The organism is Opitutales bacterium, from assembly GCA_013215165.1.
In the GTDB taxonomy this organism is placed as follows: Bacteria; Verrucomicrobiota; Verrucomicrobiia; order Opitutales; family JABSRG01; genus JABSRG01.
Genome location: JABSRG010000043.1, coordinates 1 through 20,154, shown reverse-complemented (window position 1 = coordinate 20,154; position 20,154 = coordinate 1). Strand labels below are relative to the sequence as shown.

20 protein-coding genes are annotated in these 20,154 nt (G+C 50.4%); 13 read left to right on the top strand and 7 right to left on the bottom strand.

All coding sequences use genetic code 11. The features are described 5' to 3' along the window. The first annotated feature begins 55 nt into the window (after positions 1-55). From HRU10_10325 to HRU10_10305, 5 genes are all read left to right on the top strand, one after another. The gene (locus tag HRU10_10325) at positions 56-1,036 is read left to right on the top strand and encodes a PhoH family protein (protein NRA27629.1); all 981 of its coding nucleotides are present in this window, start codon (positions 56-58) and stop codon (positions 1,034-1,036) included. 74 nt (positions 1,037-1,110) lie between these two features. Further along, positions 1,111-3,546: an HDIG domain-containing protein gene (locus HRU10_10320; GenBank protein ID NRA27628.1), complete on the top strand. Its 2,436-nt coding sequence runs from the start codon at positions 1,111-1,113 to the stop codon at positions 3,544-3,546. A 5-nt stretch (positions 3,547-3,551) separates the two neighbouring features. Beyond that, complete coding sequence (gene ybeY, locus HRU10_10315) at positions 3,552-4,031, top strand: rRNA maturation RNase YbeY (GenBank protein NRA27627.1); 480 nt, start codon at positions 3,552-3,554, stop codon at positions 4,029-4,031. A 56-nt stretch (positions 4,032-4,087) separates the two neighbouring features. Continuing rightward, on the top strand, positions 4,088-4,663 hold the full coding sequence (locus HRU10_10310) for an orotate phosphoribosyltransferase (GenBank protein NRA27626.1): 576 nt from the start codon (positions 4,088-4,090) through the stop codon (positions 4,661-4,663). Between the two features lie 7 nt (positions 4,664-4,670). Next, positions 4,671-5,405 carry an EI24 domain-containing protein gene (locus HRU10_10305; GenBank protein ID NRA27625.1) on the top strand — a complete coding sequence of 245 codons (735 nt, stop codon included), beginning with the start codon at positions 4,671-4,673 and terminating at the stop codon, positions 5,403-5,405. Positions 5,406-5,501: 96 nt separating this feature from the next. Here the strand turns inward: HRU10_10305 and HRU10_10300 are convergent, their stop codons facing one another. Further along, a complete protein-coding gene (locus HRU10_10300; GenBank protein NRA27624.1) occupies positions 5,502-5,804 on the bottom strand; it encodes a tyrosine-type recombinase/integrase in 303 nt (100 codons plus the stop codon). 1,062 nt (positions 5,805-6,866) lie between these two features. Between HRU10_10300 and HRU10_10295 the strand changes: the two genes are divergently transcribed. From HRU10_10295 to HRU10_10285, 3 genes are read left to right on the top strand one after another with little or no spacing between them, the layout of a single operon-like run. Beyond that, complete coding sequence (locus tag HRU10_10295; protein NRA27623.1) at positions 6,867-7,292, top strand: hypothetical protein; 426 nt, start codon at positions 6,867-6,869, stop codon at positions 7,290-7,292. Positions 7,293-7,331: 39 nt separating this feature from the next. Continuing rightward, positions 7,332-7,577: a hypothetical protein gene (locus HRU10_10290; GenBank protein NRA27622.1), complete on the top strand. Its 246-nt coding sequence runs from the start codon at positions 7,332-7,334 to the stop codon at positions 7,575-7,577. Between the two features lie 40 nt (positions 7,578-7,617). After that, entirely contained in the window at positions 7,618-8,943 is a 1,326-nt protein-coding gene (locus tag HRU10_10285; GenBank protein ID NRA27621.1) for a sulfatase-like hydrolase/transferase, read from the top strand. A gap of 227 nt (positions 8,944-9,170) precedes the next feature. Here the strand turns inward: HRU10_10285 and HRU10_10280 are convergent, their stop codons facing one another. Next, the gene (locus HRU10_10280) at positions 9,171-10,187 is read right to left on the bottom strand and encodes an IS1380 family transposase (GenBank protein ID NRA27620.1); all 1,017 of its coding nucleotides are present in this window, start codon (positions 10,185-10,187) and stop codon (positions 9,171-9,173) included. Between the two features lie 28 nt (positions 10,188-10,215). Then, complete coding sequence (locus HRU10_10275) at positions 10,216-10,458, bottom strand: transposase (protein ID NRA27619.1); 243 nt, start codon at positions 10,456-10,458, stop codon at positions 10,216-10,218. A gap of 222 nt (positions 10,459-10,680) precedes the next feature. On the opposite strand from HRU10_10275, the gene HRU10_10270 reads away from it, so the two are divergent. The 5 genes from HRU10_10270 (at position 10,681) to HRU10_10250 (ending at position 13,240) form a co-directional block, all read left to right on the top strand. Then, entirely contained in the window at positions 10,681-11,127 is a 447-nt protein-coding gene (locus HRU10_10270; GenBank protein NRA27618.1) for a hypothetical protein, read from the top strand. Positions 11,128-11,702: 575 nt separating this feature from the next. Then, positions 11,703-11,945: a type II toxin-antitoxin system Phd/YefM family antitoxin gene (locus HRU10_10265; GenBank protein ID NRA27617.1), complete on the top strand. Its 243-nt coding sequence runs from the start codon at positions 11,703-11,705 to the stop codon at positions 11,943-11,945. Continuing rightward, the gene (locus HRU10_10260; GenBank protein ID NRA27616.1) at positions 11,939-12,208 is read left to right on the top strand and encodes a Txe/YoeB family addiction module toxin; all 270 of its coding nucleotides are present in this window, start codon (positions 11,939-11,941) and stop codon (positions 12,206-12,208) included. Before HRU10_10265 ends, HRU10_10260 begins: the two co-directional genes overlap by 7 nt. A gap of 446 nt (positions 12,209-12,654) precedes the next feature. After that, positions 12,655-12,915 (top strand): type II toxin-antitoxin system HicA family toxin, encoded by a 261-nt coding sequence (locus HRU10_10255; protein NRA27615.1) that lies wholly within the window; start codon positions 12,655-12,657, stop codon positions 12,913-12,915. Next, a complete protein-coding gene (locus HRU10_10250; protein ID NRA27614.1) occupies positions 12,905-13,240 on the top strand; it encodes a type II toxin-antitoxin system HicB family antitoxin in 336 nt (111 codons plus the stop codon). Before HRU10_10255 ends, HRU10_10250 begins: the two co-directional genes overlap by 11 nt. 299 nt (positions 13,241-13,539) lie before the next feature. On the opposite strand, the gene HRU10_10245 is transcribed toward HRU10_10250, so the two are convergent. From HRU10_10245 to HRU10_10230, 4 genes are all read right to left on the bottom strand, one after another. Then, on the bottom strand, positions 13,540-15,012 hold the full coding sequence (locus HRU10_10245; GenBank protein ID NRA27613.1) for a hypothetical protein: 1,473 nt from the start codon (positions 15,010-15,012) through the stop codon (positions 13,540-13,542). 91 nt (positions 15,013-15,103) lie between these two features. Then, complete coding sequence (locus tag HRU10_10240; GenBank protein ID NRA27612.1) at positions 15,104-17,755, bottom strand: molybdopterin-dependent oxidoreductase; 2,652 nt, start codon at positions 17,753-17,755, stop codon at positions 15,104-15,106. Further along, positions 17,746-18,534, bottom strand: coding sequence for an FAD binding domain-containing protein (locus HRU10_10235; protein ID NRA27611.1), 789 nt, complete (start codon positions 18,532-18,534; stop codon positions 17,746-17,748). Before HRU10_10235 ends, HRU10_10240 begins: the two co-directional genes overlap by 10 nt. Before the next feature lie 153 nt (positions 18,535-18,687). Continuing rightward, on the bottom strand, positions 18,688-20,154 hold a 1,467-nt coding region (locus tag HRU10_10230), incomplete at its 5' end, for a hypothetical protein (GenBank protein ID NRA27610.1).

Below are 20,154 nucleotides of genomic sequence, written 5' to 3'. Positions count from 1 at the left end.
CCGAATAAGGGGTTGATTTCTCACCCGTGGATTCCTGTAGACTCATCTGCTGCCTATGCCTTCGACCAAGCTGACTTTCGACAATTCTCGACAACTCGATTCGCTTTACTGCGGCGATCCAAGCAATCTGGAAAGGATCGAAAAAACGTTTCAAGTATCACTCGTGACGCGAGATAATTGGCTGGAAATTGATGGCCTCAGTGAGGAAATTCAGCACGTTGAAGACTTACTCAACTTCCTGCGCACAGCACGATCGCAAGGCATGAACATACGTCAGGGCGACTTCGACTACATGCTCGGAGTGGTCGAACAAGGGCGCTCGGATGAATTGACCGAGCTTTTTGATAACCCACTCGTTCTCAAGCTGAGGAAGAAGTCTATTGTCCCCAAAACCGTTAATCAAAAGCGCTATCTTTCCTTTATCCTTAACAATGAAGTCGTTTTCGGAGCAGGCCCAGCGGGCACAGGTAAGACCTATCTCGCGATGGCTGCTGCCCTCCAGTCACTCATCAACGGCGAAGTAGAAAAAATCATCCTAACGCGCCCAGCTGTGGAGGCAGGTGAAGCCCTCGGATTTCTTCCCGGCGATCTCGAGGAGAAAATCCTTCCCTATTTGCGTCCGCTCTATGACGCCATGTATGACATGCTGGGAAAAGAAGATACCCACCGCCTCATGGAGCGCGGGAACATTGAGATCGCTCCTTTAGCCTACATGCGTGGCCGCACCCTTTCCAATGCCTATATCCTTCTAGACGAAGCCCAGAACACCACTCCGGAACAGATGATCATGTTCCTGACACGTTTGGGACAAAATGCGCGGATGATTATTACAGGAGACATTTCTCAGGTCGACTTACCTCGGCAACGCATGTCGGGACTAAAAGAGGCAGTGCATGTCCTCGCAAACGTGGGCGGCATCAAAGTATTCTACTTCGATAAGAGCGACGTAGTGCGGCACCCTCTGGTCCAAAAAATCATCAATGCTTACGAACGCCACCAGTCCTCGCCCGGCCGAAGCGATTTTGTGAACCTCTAGATCAGCAAGATCTAATTCTGAACGCGTAGAAGACCCAAGAGTCTTTAAACTTCGACTTCCCGAAATCCATTCTCATGCGAGCGCAGAACAAACGTCGAAAACGCAAGCCTGACGCCGACCATCGAGCACGTCTGCAGCGTCGACGTGGCGACCCATCCAAGGCCTCTCAATTTTTTGAGACAAGCCGCATTGTCGGTGGCTTGGTATTCATAGCCTTCGCCGCAGTGATCTATTTTATTTGCTTTGTGGGGAATCAACCCAGGGGCCCACAAATTATTGAGGGGCAGCTTTCTAGAACGCGCCTGGTCTCCGAAGCGACATTCACTTTCACCAGCGATATTGGCACCCAGAAGCTTCGAGAAGAGGTTCGATTAAAAGTCCCTGCTGTCTATCAGCTAACAGTAGAGCCCCTGGGAGAATTCAGTGACTGGGTAGCCGATCTCCTAGAGGGAATGCAACGGCTTGAAGTACGACTAGAAATCGCGGACACAGGAGAACAGACGGCACTCATCGAGGCCTTCGCACAGTCCTCGCAATCGTCCTCAGGATTTAGCATTCCAGCCACCTCAGTATCAACCCTACTAGCTTCTCTGTCCGCCGAGGCACGCTCAACCCTATTTGATCAGGGGCTCGAAGTGCTCGGAGATATTTACCAACAAGGCATCTACCGCTCGAATCGACCGGTATTTGGTGAGGCGTCTACCACGATTCAGTTTTTCAACATCATTGACGACACCGGTATGACCAACCAGGTGAACGTGCTCCCATTCACCGAGGCTCTCTTCCTACTGCGTCAGTCTCTCACTCCAATCGCTCCCTCCATCGAGGTCTCACGTGCCTTGTTTACATGCTTCCGCACTGGCCTTCAGCAGAATTTAATCAATGACCTACGGGCCACCGAAGAAAACCTGAAAGTCGCCCAAGCGAGCGTCCAGCCCGTTGAAATTACTATCGAGGAAGGAGAGACCCTTATCGCGCCCAATCAGATCGTATCGGCTGAAGACTTTGAACGCCTCCAGGCACACCGTGCCCATAAACGCGCTGCAGCTGATTCCGGCTTTTCTATTGATCGTTATCACGTCGAACGCTTGCTAATAACACTCGGTTTGCTCACATGTGCTCTGCTTTATCTAAAGGCCTCCGATCCGAAATTCCTTAACCGGAACCGTGAGGTCGGAGTGACGTGCCTGATCGTCGCATTCAATCTCTTACTCGTTCGGGTTGTTCTTCAACTAGGCGACACCGATCTCATCGCCAACAGCCGCTCTGCGAGCGCTGTAATCCAATACATCCTACCCACCACACTGGCACCTATTCTCTTGGCTGTACTCATCGGTGCACCCCTCGCCCTACTCTCCACGATCATTATCAGCCTCCTCACAGCCATCATGGTGGGGATCTCGTTCGACGTCTTATTCATCGGCCTATTCTCTGGCCTCGTCGCCATTTTCTTTACCACCGATGTACGGCGGCGCTCGCGCCTCATCAAAGCGGGAGGGCTCTCTGGCTTAGCCGTTGCCATTTGCGCGGGCTTCCTGGGTGCTTTAAACGAAATCTCCTTGGCTATCGTCGCCCAGCAGATGTTCTTCGGTGCCCTATTTGGCCTACTCACTGGCACCTTGGCTATTGGCCTCCTTCCGGTCTTGGAGCAGTTATTCAAGTTCACAACTGAGATCACCCTGCTCGAACTGACCGACTATAATCACCCGCTTCTACGGCGGATGCAGGTCGAAGCGCCAGGCACATACCACCACAGCCTGATGGTGGCAAACCTCGCAGAAAGAGCCGCAGCCGAAATTGGTGCCAACCCACTTATCTGTCGCGCCTGCGCCCTATTCCACGACATCGGCAAGCTGGTAAAGCCGGAATATTTCATCGAGAATCAGCGTGAAGGCATCAACCCCCACGCGGAACAGACTCCATCGATGAGTGCCATCGTCATCAAAGCGCATGTGAAGGAGGGCGTTCAGCTCGCTCGCCAATTTAAGCTACCTCGTATTCTTATCGACGTTATCCGCCAGCACCATGGAACTTCTCTGATCCAGTATTTCTATTTTGAAGCACTGAAGAAAAGCCGGAACGATCAGTCCCAGACTCAGCTCCCTTTCATTAATGAAATGAAGAGTGTCGACGAGACGACCTTTCGCTATGATGGGCCAAGACCGCGTTTCAAAGAAAGCGCAGTGATCTTTTTTGCTGATAGTATCGAAGCAGCGAGCCGCAGCCTTAAAAAAGTGACTCCTAATGCAATCGACGAGCTCATAGACAACATCTTCAAGGATCGCCTGGAAGATCATCAGCTGGACGAATGCCCGATCACGATGAACGAAATGGCACGCATCAAACAGAGCTTCTCTTTTACCATACTCAACATGCTCCATAGTCGCGTTGAATACCCGAAAAAGGAGGAGGCTGAAGAAGCAAAAAAAGATACGGAGGAGCAAAAACCAAAAAAGCCCAACTCGAAAGCCCCCGTTCCTGCCCAAGAAGCTTCGCCCCAACAGGCCTAGATTCCATGGAGCCTGTAAAGCGCCAGATAGAAGTCTCCGTGGCCGAGCAGTTCGACTGCGTCGACACCGTTTCGGTGAAAGAGCTTTTTGAGAGGCTCGATAGCCTGGATGAAATCAGATGGTCTATTCCAGACGGTGAGTTGTCTATCGCCCTCGTCGACGAAGCGACCATCTGCGAGATTCACGCACGATTTCTAGATGACCCCACTCCCACCGATGTCATCACTTTCCCAGGAGACACCGATGAAAACATAGCGGGAGAAATCATTGTCTCAGTGGACCAGGCCATGCGCGTGCACCAGGCAAACAACACGACACTTATTCAAGAACTCACACTCTACCTTGTCCATGGATGGCTACACCTTGCTGGCGAAGACGATATAGATCCAGCTGATCGAATGCTAATGCGACAGGCCGAGAAGACCGTATTAAAACAGCTCGGAAAAGTCAGTCTAAGCTCAGAGGCCTTGATCGATGAAACCTAAAACCTACCGTCTCCACGCACTTGCATTCTGCGCGAACATACCTTGTATCCCGCACAATGACTGACAGCAAACAAGAGGAAATCATTCAGATATTCCGCGATTCAGGAGCGCTCATCGAAGGCCACTTTATCCTACGCAGTGGCTTACATAGCGGACACTTTTTTCAGTGTGCTCAAGTATGCCAATACCTCGACAAGGTGACGCGCCTGGCTGAACTCATGATCGAAAGCATGGGAGACATCGACTGTGAGACCGTGGTTTCACCTGCGATGGGAGGCCTAGTCATCGGACAAGAAGTAGCGCGCCAGCTCGGAAAGCGATTCATCTTCGTTGAAAAAGTCGCAGGCGACTTGGCTCTACGCCGCAATTTCCAGCTCGCACCTAGAGAAAAAGTAATCGTGGTCGAAGATGTCATCACGAAGGGCGGACGTGTGCAGGAAACACTCGACATCTTAGACGCTCAACAGACAGATGTTCAGCATATCGGTGTGCTAGTCGACCGCAGTGAAGGTAAGGCGCAATTCAGTGCTCCCCTCACTCCTTTAGTTCAGCTCAGTTTCCCTACTTACCAGCCCGACAATCTGCCTTCAGAGCTCAAAGCAATTCCAGTGACAACTCCAGGTAGCAAATAGGGTCGTCATGAAGCAGATCGGCCTAGGCTTCCGCTGCTTCCTGAGCGCACCAGGACTCTTGTCTGCTACACACACTTGGCGTTGGGTCGTCGCACCGGGTGTATTGCTCATGCTCGGGCTCATCGCCATGCTTCTGGCAAGTTGGGTCTGGTATCTCGATTTTGCTGGCTGGCTCGGAAATACGCTCCCTGAGTGGGCTCAATCTCCGCTCCTTGCAGCAATCCTAGCGGCGATGCTTTGGATCTCGGGATTCTTTCTCCTATTATTCCTCCTACTTCAGTTTCTAATGATCGCGTGGGCACCGGTCTTCGGCTTCGTCTCGGAAAAGATCGATGCGCACCTCCAGGGAGCCATTGCTCGAACATTCAGCGCAAAACACTTGGCTCAAGACCTCTGGCGTGCATTACGCATCACCGTCCGATCTTTATTTTATTGGGTGCTATGGGTCCTGATATCACTTGGCTTACTTCTCATACCGGTTATCGGAGGACCCCTCTCATTTTTCGCGCTTTTGCTCACTAATGGTTATTTCGCAACGCTGGGTCTCATAGATTCCTGCCTGGAACGCCGCCAGTTCAGCATAGACCAAACTTTTGATTTCGCTCGGCAACACCGAATGGCGCTACTGAGCATCGGCCTGGCGTTCAGCCTATGCCTCATGATTCCTATCATCGGCTGGATCCTAGCACCCGGGCTAGCTGTGGCCGCTGGAACTGCTTACTGCGTGAAAGTGGAAGATTAGTGTCACAGGGCCCTCGGCGAAAATATAGAGTACAAAGCAATTAGCGTAAATTCGCGTCTAAACCCTACTCATTTTTTCCGCAGAGTCCTATTCAGCTCACGCAGCCAACGGAGCGGGCAATGCTGCGCCAGGTTTCGCCATCACATGCAGATAGACCTGCGCTGTGCTGACGTCTTTGTGTCCCAACAGGTCCTGCACCGTTCGGATATCCGTTCCTTGCTCCAAAAGATGCGTCGCAAAACAGTGCCGCAATACGTGGGAGGTGACACGCTTAGAGATCCCCGCGCGTTCTTTCGCAGGGCGGAATTGATTCAAGTAGACATCTGGATGGATGTGGTGACGGCGGCTCACCTGAATCTGCCCTCGTTTCAGGTCTAGATCCTTCACACGCAGCGGCATGCCCTCTGTGTTTTAAATTCCTTTAGAGAGAGCACTGAATTCAACGAAGATAGATCCATCCCTTCTGGAAGATATGTGCTGAAACAGCAATCACCTCACGCCCGCTTCGCTCAAGGCACCAGAGGCACAAAGAAAATACTGGATGATAATTGAGCCACAGGCAGTTCAATCGCGATATACGTTGGCCGGCATCTGTCCAATCCTCGGCGATTCTGGAGAAAAGTCGAAAATACGGATAATTTGAACTGAATCCTCAAGGCATGAAGATAGCAGGAAAAATTAGCGTTAATTCGCGTCCATTAGCGAATAGATCAAAATGCCAGAAACCCCAACTAGCCATAGCCTCCCCGTTGCAACACAGCCCATCCCTGCCCAAGCGGACTCTTCCCCAAAGACCTCCCGCTGTCTTTTTCCTCGCCCCAATATACCAAAGTACTTTTAAAGGCTATCAACCTGCGCACGCGGAGCACACAACCAAATGCATGATGTTCAGCCACTTCCGTCATAACACCCCAACCAACATGAATCCCCGGAGATATCAGGACGATTCGTTGATATAATATAAGCTGATATGGGATAAGAGAGAATAGCTTCTTTACAGCAAAATCAGTTCGTCTTAACGTGATTTTTATTCTTCGTATTTTCCGCATCCGACGAAATATTGTCCCAAGAATCAGCCCACGAAAGTAAGTGTTTCTCAACCAAATCCGTGTTTTATTCGTGGCAAAAGAGTATCTTCTTCACGCCCACTCGCTGCGTTCGCTCAAGACGCAAAGAAACTGTTTCCGCGTCCTTTCTGCGCCCTCCGCGGCACGATCATCTATCGCTCCGACCGATCCGTCGCCTGAAATCTCTCACGGAGGCGCCAAGGCATGGAGAAAAGTTTTGCCAGTATTTCCCCGCCGGATATCAATCGAGACTTGAACCTGCTCAGGTTCCAACAGTAAGCGGCATGACGCACCACCCCTTCACTCAATTCCACGACACCGACCACCCATATCCAGCCGGTGGCCCCAATGTCGGCTAACGCCGCCATCGGAGCACCTCAGCGTTAAGTAGAAAATGACATTTGAAGTGGAGATCAAAGAAGCCCCAAACAACGGGACCGTTTTCATGCCTGTTGGCTTGGAGTCTCCACCTGGAATACTAGTTCTTCACGGTAGCGAAGGCGGCGCTTCAGGATGGAGCCATATGAGGTCCCTGTGGCTAGCACAGTATGGCGGCTTCGCCACTTCCATCTGTAAAGGTAGCCCAACTGGACTTTTTGGCGTATCTCGAGGAGCCGAACAAGCCCTTCTCCTAGCCAGCCTCATGTCGGAATCCAAAAGCTGGGTTCCGGAAGCCGTCGTAGCACACGCCGCATCGGACGTCGTGGCCGGACCATTCGTCAATACTGGCGACGAAACCAAAGAAGGAAAAAAGCCTTGGAAATGGAGAGGATCATACGAGCACGTTCAGCCGGATACCCCTATTCCAATCGAAAAATAAGAAGGCAGACTTTTTCTCAGTCATGGGGGCAAGGACGAGATCTGGAGCGTAGACAGGACGAGGAATCTCGAATCCAGACTGAGAGAAAATGGGCGAGACTCGGAGGTGCACTACTACCCGGGACAGGGCCACATGCTGGATAGGCAAAGCACGAACATACAGAATAGACGGCTAATTGAATTCTTCACGAGTGCTTTGAAGGAGAACGTAACCAAAGAGAGAGTACTTAACCAGGCGGTACAGACAACTCCGGCCAAGCGCTCCGCGCTCGGCCTCCGCGTCTGACCTTGTCGTTAGTCATACATTCGCAGTCTCTTGGCGCATCATGAAAAATAACGTAGTCCTATTCATCGTTGATCAGATGAACTCTGATTTGATCAGCGCGTATGGTCATGAGCATCTAAGTACTCCTGCGATTGATAGGCTTGTAAAGCGTGGGGCAAATTTTCACCGAGCCCACTGTTCACAGCCAATATGTGGTCCATCAAGATGCAGTATGATGACTGGGTCTCTCCCTAGTACCAATGGGGCATTTCTTAATCAGCCACCACGGAGTGGTTTACGACTAAGCGATCGGGCCTGGCTGGGTAAGGTTATGCAGTCAAATGGATTTAAAACAGCATACTTTGGCAAATGGCATGTGGCTCACCCGCATACAGATACAGAAACCCACGGTTTTCAGACTATCGAATATACGTCTGGAAATGGCCAGGACCAACTTGTAACAAACGCCTGCATTGATTTCATTCATCAAAATCGCGAAGAGCCATTCTTTCTCGTGTGTTCGCTGAATAATCCACATAACATATGCGAGTGGGCGAGAGGCGATGAACTCCCTGATGCCGATATTCCCCCTCCTCACAGTGACTCTCTGCCTCCGCTACCCAAGAATGTTTCATTCTGTCCAGATGAGCCCTCTTTTATACGAGAGTTCCAAATCTCAAACCCTCGTGTTTTTCCCACGCATGATTGGTCTCGCAAGGAGTGGCAAGAGTATCTGTGGGCTTATTACCGTTTGGTAGAGAAAGCGGATGAACAGATCGGAAAGATTATGCACGCGATTGATACATCCGATTATCATAATAATACTGCAATTGTATTTTTGAGTGACCATGGTGATGGGGCAGCTGCGCATGGCTGGAATCAGAAGAGCGTATTATTCAAAGAATGCACTTCGGTTCCATTGATTGTGTGTCCAGCGAAAGAGCATGGTTATCAAAGATCTGACCATCAAGAGCTAGTTAATACCGGAATCGACCTTCTTCCCACCGTTGCAGGAATCGCTGGGGTAAGGGTTGAGTCAGATCAGCAGCTGTTGTTGGGCTCCAGTGTTACACCCCTTATGCTTTCAGGCGATCAGCCCTGGAGGGATTACATTGGCATCGAAATGACGCTTGGCGTGAGGGATCAGCCATTTGGTGTTTCGGGTAGAGCATTGTACTTTGATAATTTTAAATATGAGCACTACACTGATGACACTGGAGCTGTATGGGAGATGTTGTTTGATCATGAGTCTGACCCTGGTGAACTGTTAAATATAGCTAATTCTGAGGCTCACACCGAGGCTCTAAAAGCTGCTCGGGCCAAGCTCGTTCTATGGTGTGGCTATCATAGTGATCCGTATATCGGTAATCTACATAGCATCAAATGACTAACCAGTCGTTGCACTCGACCGCCCTAGCCCGGATTTTGCATGAACATGTCGACAGTTCAGGATTGACAATAAAAATGTCTTCTTGCCGGGCTTCCTTGCTTGCTTTCATGGTTTTCCCCGATTTTTGGCGACCGCTGGACACATTGCCCCCTTTCCATGTTTCCCGATTCTGCTTGGACGCGCCATGCTCATCTTGGCACTGGCTGACTACCCAGGTCTTATATTCAAGTTGTCAGCGATTCGAAGCATAGGCTTTTTAAAGGATAGCCGCTACTCAGACTCAGATGAATGCGACGGCTATTGCGCACAATGACCGCTCCCACTTTGATCAACTTACTACGGATGGAGGAGCACTGGGCACGGCAAAGCTCGGTTCCGTATAATCCAATCTCTCTGAGCGCCTGGGTGATCGTGTATGCCAAGGCACTCAGCAGCATACGCCATGGGTTCGTCCACCAGCCTTCCGAACTCGTGCGATCACTAAAGAGCTGAAGCTGTTCTTTGATCCGGTTTTCCATTTCACCGCGAGCACAGTATACCTTCTCGTAGACATCTTTGTCATCGAACTTCGGGTCACTCAGACTGCTCACAACGAAGCGGGGGTTGGAACCTTGGGGGCCATGCTCTGCTTTAACGATGACATGTCGCTTACAGCTCCAGGTGGCGGCTCCATAAATAACACCTCCGTATATGCGCTCCTTAGTTTTATTATGGAGTGCTTTAGCCTCGGCCCACTCCATATATAATGCGGCCTCTCGGAAGAGGGCGGGATTTTTAGCCAATCCGACGACATAGTCGACATCGTTACGCTCGCGGCAAAAGCCGCTGTCAGCACGGAAGATGATGCGCACGTTTGGCCATTCTTGACGTAAACGTTGAGCAAGCAATTTGAGGATGGCTGCTGAATGCGTTGCGGCATCCTGATTAGCTTGCCGAAGGTAGGCGCAGAGTAGGTGCTCACCGCAGAAGACATACAGAGGAAGGAAGCAATAGTGGCCATAGTAGCCATGGAAAAAGCGGCCCTGTTGCTCGCCGTGGACGGGGTCGTCGGTGGCATCGAAGTCGAGGATAAGCTCTTTAGGAACAGTGTCTCGATGACGCTCTTTCTGACGCGCAATGAAGGTGTCTACGAGGGCAGCATTGACGGCCCATGCGGTAGAATGGTCTTGCTGTTGCTCGAATCGGCAGAGGGTTGCAGTGCTGGCCATCTGTGTATCTGTGTTGGCCGAGGACTGGTGCAGGGGATCATACCTGAGAGTGTCTGCATCGTTAAGGTCTTCGTACCATGACTCGTTGACGCATCATAGTAGAAGCTTTGTGGATCAGCTTACTGGGTTGTCGTTTATCCACGATACCGCCTTCGACACGGGAAAAGATCCCGATGCGCTCCTCAGCAGAGCGCAGGAGCATAAATCCTGCATCTGAGGTGACGTCTGCACTCTGGAAATCGAGTGAAATTTTGCGTCCTTTGACTCTTGTGCCAGGAAGTTCGAGCTGTTTACCTTTTGTCATCGTAGGTTGTGGTTGTTTTTGTTTTGTTATTCACTGAATTTCAGTGATTTAATCGTAATTCACGATACTTTTTTATGCAAAATCCGGGCTAGAATTTCTACCTCAGGACTCATTTGAGCTAGTTGGCAATTAAACAACCAAGAAAGAACGACCTAACCAGTCGAGATAGCCAACACCTAGGCTGCGCCTAGATGCGGCTACTCTCTACGTTCTGCAGAAAGTATGATCTATACATTTCCGTTCTATATCGTTACGATTCCGATCGCGGTAGCGCTCTTATCTGGAACGATAGGTGTATATCTTGCACGAAAGAGATTTCCTTCGCGAGTTTCAATTGTCGCATTAGCGATATGCGTTCTCTCGGCGGGAATCTTTGCTCCTTCAATAGCTATCGACAAGGTAGAATTAAATGAAGAATCATTGTATCAGAGTACCGGCTTTTGGTTTTCGCGAACGGTGAAAGGTTTTGATTATTCTGAGGTTTCGTCGATTGCAGTAACGACCGCAAAGGATCGGAAAGGGAGAGACTACGAGTTGTGGGTTTTATCTTATCAAGATGGCCAGACCTTAAGTATCGACCCAGGAGATTTGTGGGTGATGCACTCGGAGGAGATTATAGGTTTCTTGCGCGCGAAAGGATTGCAAATCGCTCGGGTGCCGAGTATGTAAATTGTGTCTCCGGTTTGCTGTGTAGTACCGAATTTATAATTCAATGCCCACGCCACCGGCTGGATATGGGGTCAAAGAGAATAGCCTCTTTCCAGCAGAATCAGTTCGTCTTAACGCAGAGTATATTTTTTCCGCATCCGACGAAATATTGTCCCAAGAATCAGCCCACGAAAGTAAGTGTTTCTCACCCACATCCGTGTTTCATCCGTGGTAAAAGAGCATCTTCCAACACCCGCTCGCTCAAGGCGCAAAGAAACTGTTTCCGCGTCCTTTCTGCGCATTCCGCAGCTCGATCATCTATCGCTCCGACCGATCCGTCGCCAAAAATCTCTCACGGAGGCGCCAAGGCACGGAGAAAAGGCCTGTATTTCCCCGCCGGATATCAGTCGAAACCTGACTCTGCTGAAGTTCCAACAGTAAGCGACATGACACACCACTCCTTCACCCAATCTCACGCCACCGGCCACCCATATCCAGCCGGTGACCCCAATGTCGACTAACGCCGCCATCGGAGCACCTCACCGTTGGCTAAAAGAAAAATTGACACACGCACGCTTTTGCGCACGTTCCATTCTATGACTACTATTACAGCAACCAGTGCAAGGAATAATCTCTACAGCCTGATCGACGAAGCGAATGAATCCCACATTCCAATACAAATCACAGGCAAGCGAGGTAATGCAGTCTTGGTATCAGAAGACGACTGGAGAGCGATTTCCGAGACCATTCATCTAAGCACAATTCCAGGCATGGTCGACTCCATCAAAAAGGGAATGAAAAAGAACATAGAAGAATGTAGCGATTCAATCGAATGGTAGAATATAAGCTCGTATACACCAAGCAGGCTCAAAAAGACGCAAAGAAAATTTCTCGGAATAACCTAAAACAGAAAGCGATTGATCTGCTCGATATCCTGAAGAAAGACCCATTCCAAAAACCACCGGAATACGAAGCACTGGTTGGAGATTTGCAGGGGGCGTATTCTCGACGAATCAACATTCAGCACAGAATCGTCTACCAAGTTTACGAAGAAGAAAAAATAGTGAAGATTGTCCGAATGTGGACCCACTACGGCGAATAAACAGCCAACCAGTCGTGATAGCCAACACCTAGGCTGCGCCTAGGCGTCGGCTACACTCTACGATATGGGATAAGAGAGAATAGCCTCTTTACAGCAGAATCAGTTCGTCTTAACGCAGAGTTTTTCTTCTCCGTATTTTTCGTAATCGACGAAATATTGTCCCGGGAATCAGCCCACGAAAGTAAGTGTTTCTCAACCAAATCCGTGTTTCGTGCGTGGTAGAAGAGCATCTTCCCAACACCCCCGCAAAGAAACTGTTTCCGCATCCTTTCTGCGCCTTCCGCGGCTCGATCATCTATCCGCTCCACCCCTCCTTCACCGAATCCCACGCCAGCGGCCACCTATATCCAGCCGGTGGCCCCGATGTCGGCTAAAGCCGCCGTCAAGGCATCTCATCGTTCGCCGGAAAGCTTGACATGGTGTCTTTATGTGCCACCATTTAATTTGTGAATCGAAGGCACAAAGCTACGATCCAGAAGATTTTCGAGAGACCCGAACGATCTGACATTCCTTGTAAAGATGTCGAATCCATGATGAAGGCCCTAGGTGCAGAGGTTACAGAAGGGCGGGGGTCTCGGGTACGAATTTATTTGAATGGAGTGCGTGCTGTGTTTCATCGGCCCCATCCACAGAAAGAGACCGATAAAGGGGCGGTTAAGTCGGTCAGAAATTATCTAGAGTCAGCAGGAGTTGAACATGGAATATAAGGGATATACAGGATCGGTGACTTTTGATGACGAAGCCGAGATCTTTCATGGGGAAGTAATCGATCTTAGGGATGTTATTACATTTCAAGCAGATAGCGTCGAAGGGCTCAAAAAAGAGTTTCAAGATTCTGTTGATGATTATCTTGATTTTTGTGCAGAACGTGGCGACGAGCCAGAGAAGCCTTTTTCGGGTAAGCTTACACTACGTCTCGACCCCGATTTGCACAGGCAGATCTATATACAGTCTAAGAAAGACAGGAAGAGTCTGAATTCATGGATTATTGATACTCTCGAAAGCAGGGCGAACAAGAAGCCGATGCACTAAACGCAGATGTTTCTGGCGTGATTGGCGATTAGGGCATGGGAGAAAGGTTTTGGTTCCAAGCGAGAAAAGACTTCCATCAGCGTCATTGACCTCAGCGTTCGACGAAAGAAAAAATGACTCATCAGCAAACAGCATGGCGCTACGACGTTCCAGCCTCACATTGGAATGGCAAAGCGTTCAACCGCTAGAGAATCGAATTTTACAGCACCAGAGAGCCCTCTAATTCTCGAAGACATAAGAAGTTAGAAGTTCAGTGAAATGTCGAAACCCTATGGGGTGGCTGTGATCTCCTTTAGATCCTAGTATTCCAATGAAATCACCTCACCATCTTCCGTGATCACCACAAGGATTCCCCCACCACTATCGACAACGATATCATCATAGGTCTCTCCACGGACGGATTCAATAGGCTCAAAATAGGTTCCATCGAGTATCTGCTGATAGGTCGCTGTATCAGTACCATTCTCGAGCATATACTGATTCCCTGCGGCAAGGATCATCCTCAGGTTGTTTTCGATAGCCTTACCTGAGGCCATATCAGCTATGGCATTATTACTAACGAGTGCAGGAGCCATTGCCGTAGCCATGGTGACTACGAGCTGCTGACCGAGGGAGTTTGTGGACCGACTTACAGAGTAGATGCCGTCATCGCGGATCTCTACTACCGCCGCACCACTACCTGACTGGGTATCCACTAGACGGAACAGCTCCTGGATCACGGGATTATCTGAGCCTGAGGCCATCATTTTCGCTTGAATTGCCTGAGCCTGTTCAAGTTTTTCGCTGTAATATACAAACATTGAGCCTTCTTCAGGGAGCCCCTCGGCGAGCTTCTTAAATGAATCTAGACCACTGACGCTTGTCGTGGAGGACTTCGGCTCGGCTAGGCTCTCTGCGAAAATCAAATTTCCTGCATCGGCGCTGAACAAGTAAAATGGCTTACCCAGCATCATTTCCAGCATATCGAGTGTCACAACTTGGGCGATACCTGGCTCGTCAGACGGGGTGATTTCCGCGCCTACGAGACCTGCAATTGCTTCCAGCGTGTTGGCTGCCCCGACTATTTTGATGTATGCCGAGGCATTCAACTCTTGCAGGTTTTCCATACCATTCTCGACGGCTTCAAGGTTTCCAAAATCCACAAAACCAGAAAAGCGCGTAGACAGCGCCGCTATGATGTCTTTTCCAGTCAACCCAGAAGGCGTCATGGGGTTCATGAGCGTCGCATCAATTAAACCAGGTCCCATTGGCCCCATGATACTTGCGGCAATGTCGCGGACTGTGGTTTCAACGGCACCAATATCCAGCTGCATGTCAAACACCAGATCACTGTCTGCCGGAGCAATATCCACAATATCGAAGCTCGTATTCTCACTTCCGTAGATTGAAAGCAATCCACTGGGCTCTCCCTCGGTCAGCAAGAGCGAGCGGTTTTCATAGATACCATCTTCCCCCTGGCCGTAGCTTAACCCGTAAGCTTTCAATTGTCCCAACCCAAGCGTCCGAAGCTGGGATTTGAAATCGATGGGGATAGGTGGATACTGCGCCGGGTCTGACGCTGAGAGTTTTTGATAAAAAGTCGTCGTCCAGTCTCCGACAGTATCGACGACTCCCTCCATATCCATGTAGACGAACACGGATCCCCCCGTTCGAAGTTCTTCAGCAACCGAGTCGAAAAGCGATTCCGACTCGGCACCCGATTGTGCGATTAAAAGAGACGAAGCAAAGACCGATGCCGTTGCCAGAGTATGTGTAAGACGGGTAGTTTTCATAAATTAATCAAATGGCGAGCGCCAGAGAGGGATACTCTCGTCTATATACGCAGCATTTAGCTCGGGTTAAGAGAAAATTTGACTCTGGGAATCAGTGATTCACGCCCGGAGCAGGCTCAATGTGCAAAGCCTCGGCATCAAAGTCAGCTCCATGCAGCGTTTCCCACACCTTAGACGGGGTCATCGGTAGACTCGTGAACCGTCGACCGAGTGCATGTTTCACGGCGTTACCGAAGGCTGGCGGGAAAGAATTGATCGTCAATTCACCGACTGCCTTCGCCCCATGTGGCCCATAGGGGTCGGGGCGCTCAACAAAGTGTGTTTGAACAGGCGGCACATCACCGATTTGAGGGATGCGATAATCCCGCAACGCGGCATTCCTGATTCGACCGTCTTCTAAGACAAGTAGCTCTTCGAATTGGCACAAACCTATAGCCTGGGCCGTCGCGCCCTCTACCTGCCCTTTGCAGAATTGGGGATTAATACGCTGACCGATATCGACCGCCTGGAAGATATCGAGGAGCTTAATATGCCCCGTTATCTCGTTTACCGCCAGATGCACCCCATTCACAGCAAACGACATGGGCACCGGGTCCGCCCGATAGCTTCCTGAACCCTCCAAGACCTGGTCAGACCCTTTGATCAATTTAGATTTAAGATCTTCAGCAGCACGTTTTACAGCATTTCCCGCGATGAAAATCGTACAAGAAGCATAGGCTCCGCCGTCGTAGGGGGTTTGGGATGTGTCTGCAGCGACGAGATCGATCATACAGACCTGTGTGTCCAACACATCTGCGGCGATTTGCCGCAATGAAGTATCGGAGCCTGTTCCGATATCGGCAGTACCCACAAACAGGGTAAAACGCCCTGTGTTGGGATGGAAGCTCACTCGAGCTCGCGACTCATGAGTGACTGCAATACCCGATGCAAGCATGGCCACTGCAGTGCCCTTTCCAGTCTTCCATTCAGGCCCAAGATCTGCGGGTCTTTCGGGCTTTTCGAGCTGGCCCTGGACCCACTCCATGCACGCGTCAACGCCGTAGCTACCGATAGCGTGATGCGGAGCGTCCTCATTCCCAATATTCAGCGGGTCGCCGGGCCGAACCAGGTTTTGACAAACAAAGGTTTCCGGATCCCAGCCACCCAATTCAGCTAAATCATGTAAGGCACTCTCTACTGCGAAAGTCGCCTGGGTACCACCATAGCCTCGGAAAGCACCGCCCGGAACGGTATGGGTGTAGACCGAACGGCCCAGCAGTTTTTTATTCGGACATCGGTAAGCAGCAAGGGCTTCAAATGAGGAACAATAGAGGATGTCCATGGAGTGGTTTCCATAGGCTCCTGTGTTGGCGAGATAATCCATCGAAAGCGCCACCAGTTTTCCATCTGCATCCGCTCCAGCACGAATAGTTATCTCCGTGGCATGCCGCGTAGAAGATGCTACAAACTCCTCTTCACGCGTATACTCCCAATGCACCGTCCGGCCCAGTTTCAATGCAGCAAAAGCTACCATGTCTTCAGCCTGCACTTCCTGCTTGTTTCCAAAACCTCCCCCGACTCGTGGCTTAAACACGCGGATTTTTTCTTCCGGTAATTCCAAAAGTCTACTGAGCGTCTCTCGGGCCAAGAAGGGGACCTGCGTGCTCGAGCGAACATTTAGGACATCGTCCTCATCCACCCACGCGGTAGCAACATGGGGCTCCAAATGAGTATGTTGTTGGCGCGGAGTCGTTACAGTGAGCGAAATCTGGTGCTTCGCCGAGTTGAAGGCATAATCAAAATCTCCTCGTTCATCTTCAAGCTGCGCCGCTAAATTCGACGATGCATCAAAGATCTTAGCTTTCCCTTGTTCGGGATGCACCTTTGGCGCCCTAGCTTCGAGCGCCTCTTTTGCAGTCAACACATGTGGCAAGACCTCATAACTTACTTCGATTCGCTTGAGTGCTTCTGCCGCGGTGTCCTCATTCTCGGCCACTACAGCAGCCACACGCTGACCAACATAGCGTACTACGTCGTCTAGCATACGTGTATCTAAGGGATCTTTCGCGGGAGAGGGATGACAGGCCGTTGAATAATAGGTCTTGGGCACATCCTTATGAGTGAAGACCGCAACCACTCCATCCATCTTCAGCGCAGCTCGAGCATCGATGTCAATAATTCGGGCGTGCGCATGCGGCGAGCGGAGCATTTTGATGAAAACCGTTCCCGGCTCTAGGAAGTCGGAGGTAAAGGCAGGCTTTCCGGTCAGGATTTCTTTGCCGTAGTGACTCGGCAAAGATTTACCCACAGATTGTCCCGGCGTGTCTATTTCGATATTACAGGTCCCCGCTAACGCATCGCGAATCGATCCATAACCCGTGCAACGGCAATAATTACCCTTGAGCATCGACTGTTCATCCAGGTGATCGGGTAGGTTCTCAGCGGACAGAGTGGTCACGAAGCCAGCGGTGCAATAGCCGCACTGAAAACCTTGCGCGTTTAAAAAATGTTCCTGGATCGATGAGAGAACTTTGCCTTGGGCAAGCGATTCAACGGTTGCGATATCACCATCTTCACACTGGCGGGCAGGGGTGATGCAGCTCTGAACCGCCTCACCGTTAAGTAATACCGTACAACAGCCACAGTCCCCAGCGTCACAACCCTTACGGGGTCCCGTGATACCATGCTCCCTAAGAACAGACAAAAGAGACTGGCCAGGACGCGGTGCAAAAGTGACCTGCTTACCGTTTAGACCTAGTTCCATCGTGGTGATAATTTCGCGAGCACACGCTCTGCAAGATAACGTGCCATGGCATGACGATAAGGTGCCGAACCATGTTGATCATCCATGTAATCATTACCCTGAAGGCGTGCGTCTATGGCATCATGAATAGACTTAATGTCTGCGGGTGGAGTCGAGAAATCTATGCGCACCGGAAAGGTTAAGACTGCTGAAATCGTGAGACTGAATTGGCCCGTTGATGGATCCCAAGTGCCAATCACATTAGTGGCTACATGACTCCCGGCAGTCATGGTAATCCGTTCCAAAGCCCATGCTTGATGCATTGCCGAAGCAGGTATGAGCACACGCCTCACATACTCTTGTGGCATGAGCACATTACACATACTTCCCGTCTGAAAATTCTCTGCCGACACCACGCGCTTTGCTTCATCAGGACCCTCCAATTCATAAATACCATCCAATGCGAGGCACAGGGGCGTCATCGCACCTTTTGCCAAAGAAAGACCAATATTTCCTCCCACTGTAGAACGCTCAATGATCTTCCACGAAGAGGATAACCCATTGATTCCTGCGACAAACAGTCCAGCTGCTTCAAGGTCACTTGCCGCAGCCCAACGACTCAAGTTCCCCAACCTCAGGGCAGCGGGCAAAGCCAACCCAGACCCTTCTTCCCAACTCGGCTCAGCAGCGTCATCAGTTAAATCCACTAAACGCAACGCTTCCGGATGGGGAGCAGAAAACAGCCAGGTGCCACCCGAAAGAAATTGGTCACCAGATCGCAGTTTAGTGTCCGGCTGCATTCGGGTATATTCCCTCACTTGAGTCAGATTCATGCCATATAATGAGCAAACAACGCGCCGCTTTGCAAATAGCTCGGACGCCCGGGCTACATCTCGCTCAGTGACACTAGCGGGAGCCTGGAGCTTCCCTCAGCTGGTTAATAGGAAGAAACTTCAGCTATCGATCAAAGCGCCTGCATCAACCACTCCATCCGCAAACTCAATCGTCACAGACGATGGCTTCTCGACTTTCGCTTCAATGATACCTTCTGCATTACGCTTCCACTCAATACGAATTTCACCGTCCTGACGGGGGAGCACCGCCGATATTGAATCAATGGCTGTGGTTTTTGGATCCAGAATCAGATGATTAGGCCTACCCGCTTCCACAAGCCTGAGGCCGATAATAAAACGATGAATATACACCCCAGCAGCCCCACTCCAACTATGACAGCAACTGCCTACCCCTCTGTGGGCACGCCCAAAGCATTCGTTCAAGGTGGGCTTATCCAAGCTGCGCAGAAAACCGTAGTGGTGACTGATCATCAATTCCGCTAAATCAGTGCGCCCCATCTTCGCAAGTGCAGGGTAGAGGTAGCTTTGAAAATACAGCTCTAAGTAAGGCTTCTCGTCTTCAATACCACGCTCAAAGTTTGAACGAAGATGCGGTTCCAAAAACTCTAGAATACGCTCGCAATCACCCAAGCCAAAGGAGAGAGCCAGCACATTTCCATGAATGGGCAAGCTAGCGTCGTTTTCAGCCTGATTGAACCTGCCTAATTCCTCGTTCCAAAGCACGCGTAGCAGGGTTTCCGAAGCAGCCTTGGCTTGGTCAGCGTAAAGTTCGGCAAGATCATGCTTTTGTAGTAACGCTGCCATCTGAGCGGTCGCCTTTAATGCTTCCAAGCGAAACATATTAGCCGGCAAATGACTCTTACCCTCCTTTTGTTTTCCATCTTTCCCCCAATCGATGAAACATCTGGAGTGGCGCCCTGCACTAAGATCGAGCAACCCCTTTGAATTCATCAACCAAGCTGGGCTCTCCCAGAGTCTCAACACACGGTCCCACATTTCCTCGACCAAACTGAGGTCCCCAGTATGCGTCCAATAGTCCCTGAGTCCAATGACCCAAATGAACGTAAAATCTTCATGGCCGTCACGAAGCCAGGCTGGAACAACCGAGGGTAACGTACCTTTCAACTCTCCGTCCTCATGTTGTCCTTCACCAAACATTTGAAATGTGCGCCGGGCCAAAGAAAAATCCGCTGAAACCTGCTCGTGTAAATGCAGATTGACCAAGCAATCTCCGATATAAGTGCCGCGCTCCCGCCATGGGCAGTCTGAGTAGGCATCATCTGTTCCCGATTCCAGGGTGTGAAGGCTTTTGTCCCATGCCCAATCAAAGTCAGCATCGCCGGAAGAAAATTGCGCCACCCGAGCCTCATTCAAAAGCACCTGGCGTGACAGCATGCGGATGCTATGCACCGACAAATCCGCAACCTCGGTAGTGCGTATCACCAACTCCACAAATATACCACCCCGTGGGTTACCTAAAGTAATAGTCTGTCGCCCTCCTCTGAGAACAAAACGATCCACGGAATGCACCATCGGATTTGAATTATACAAGTGCACACCGCCATC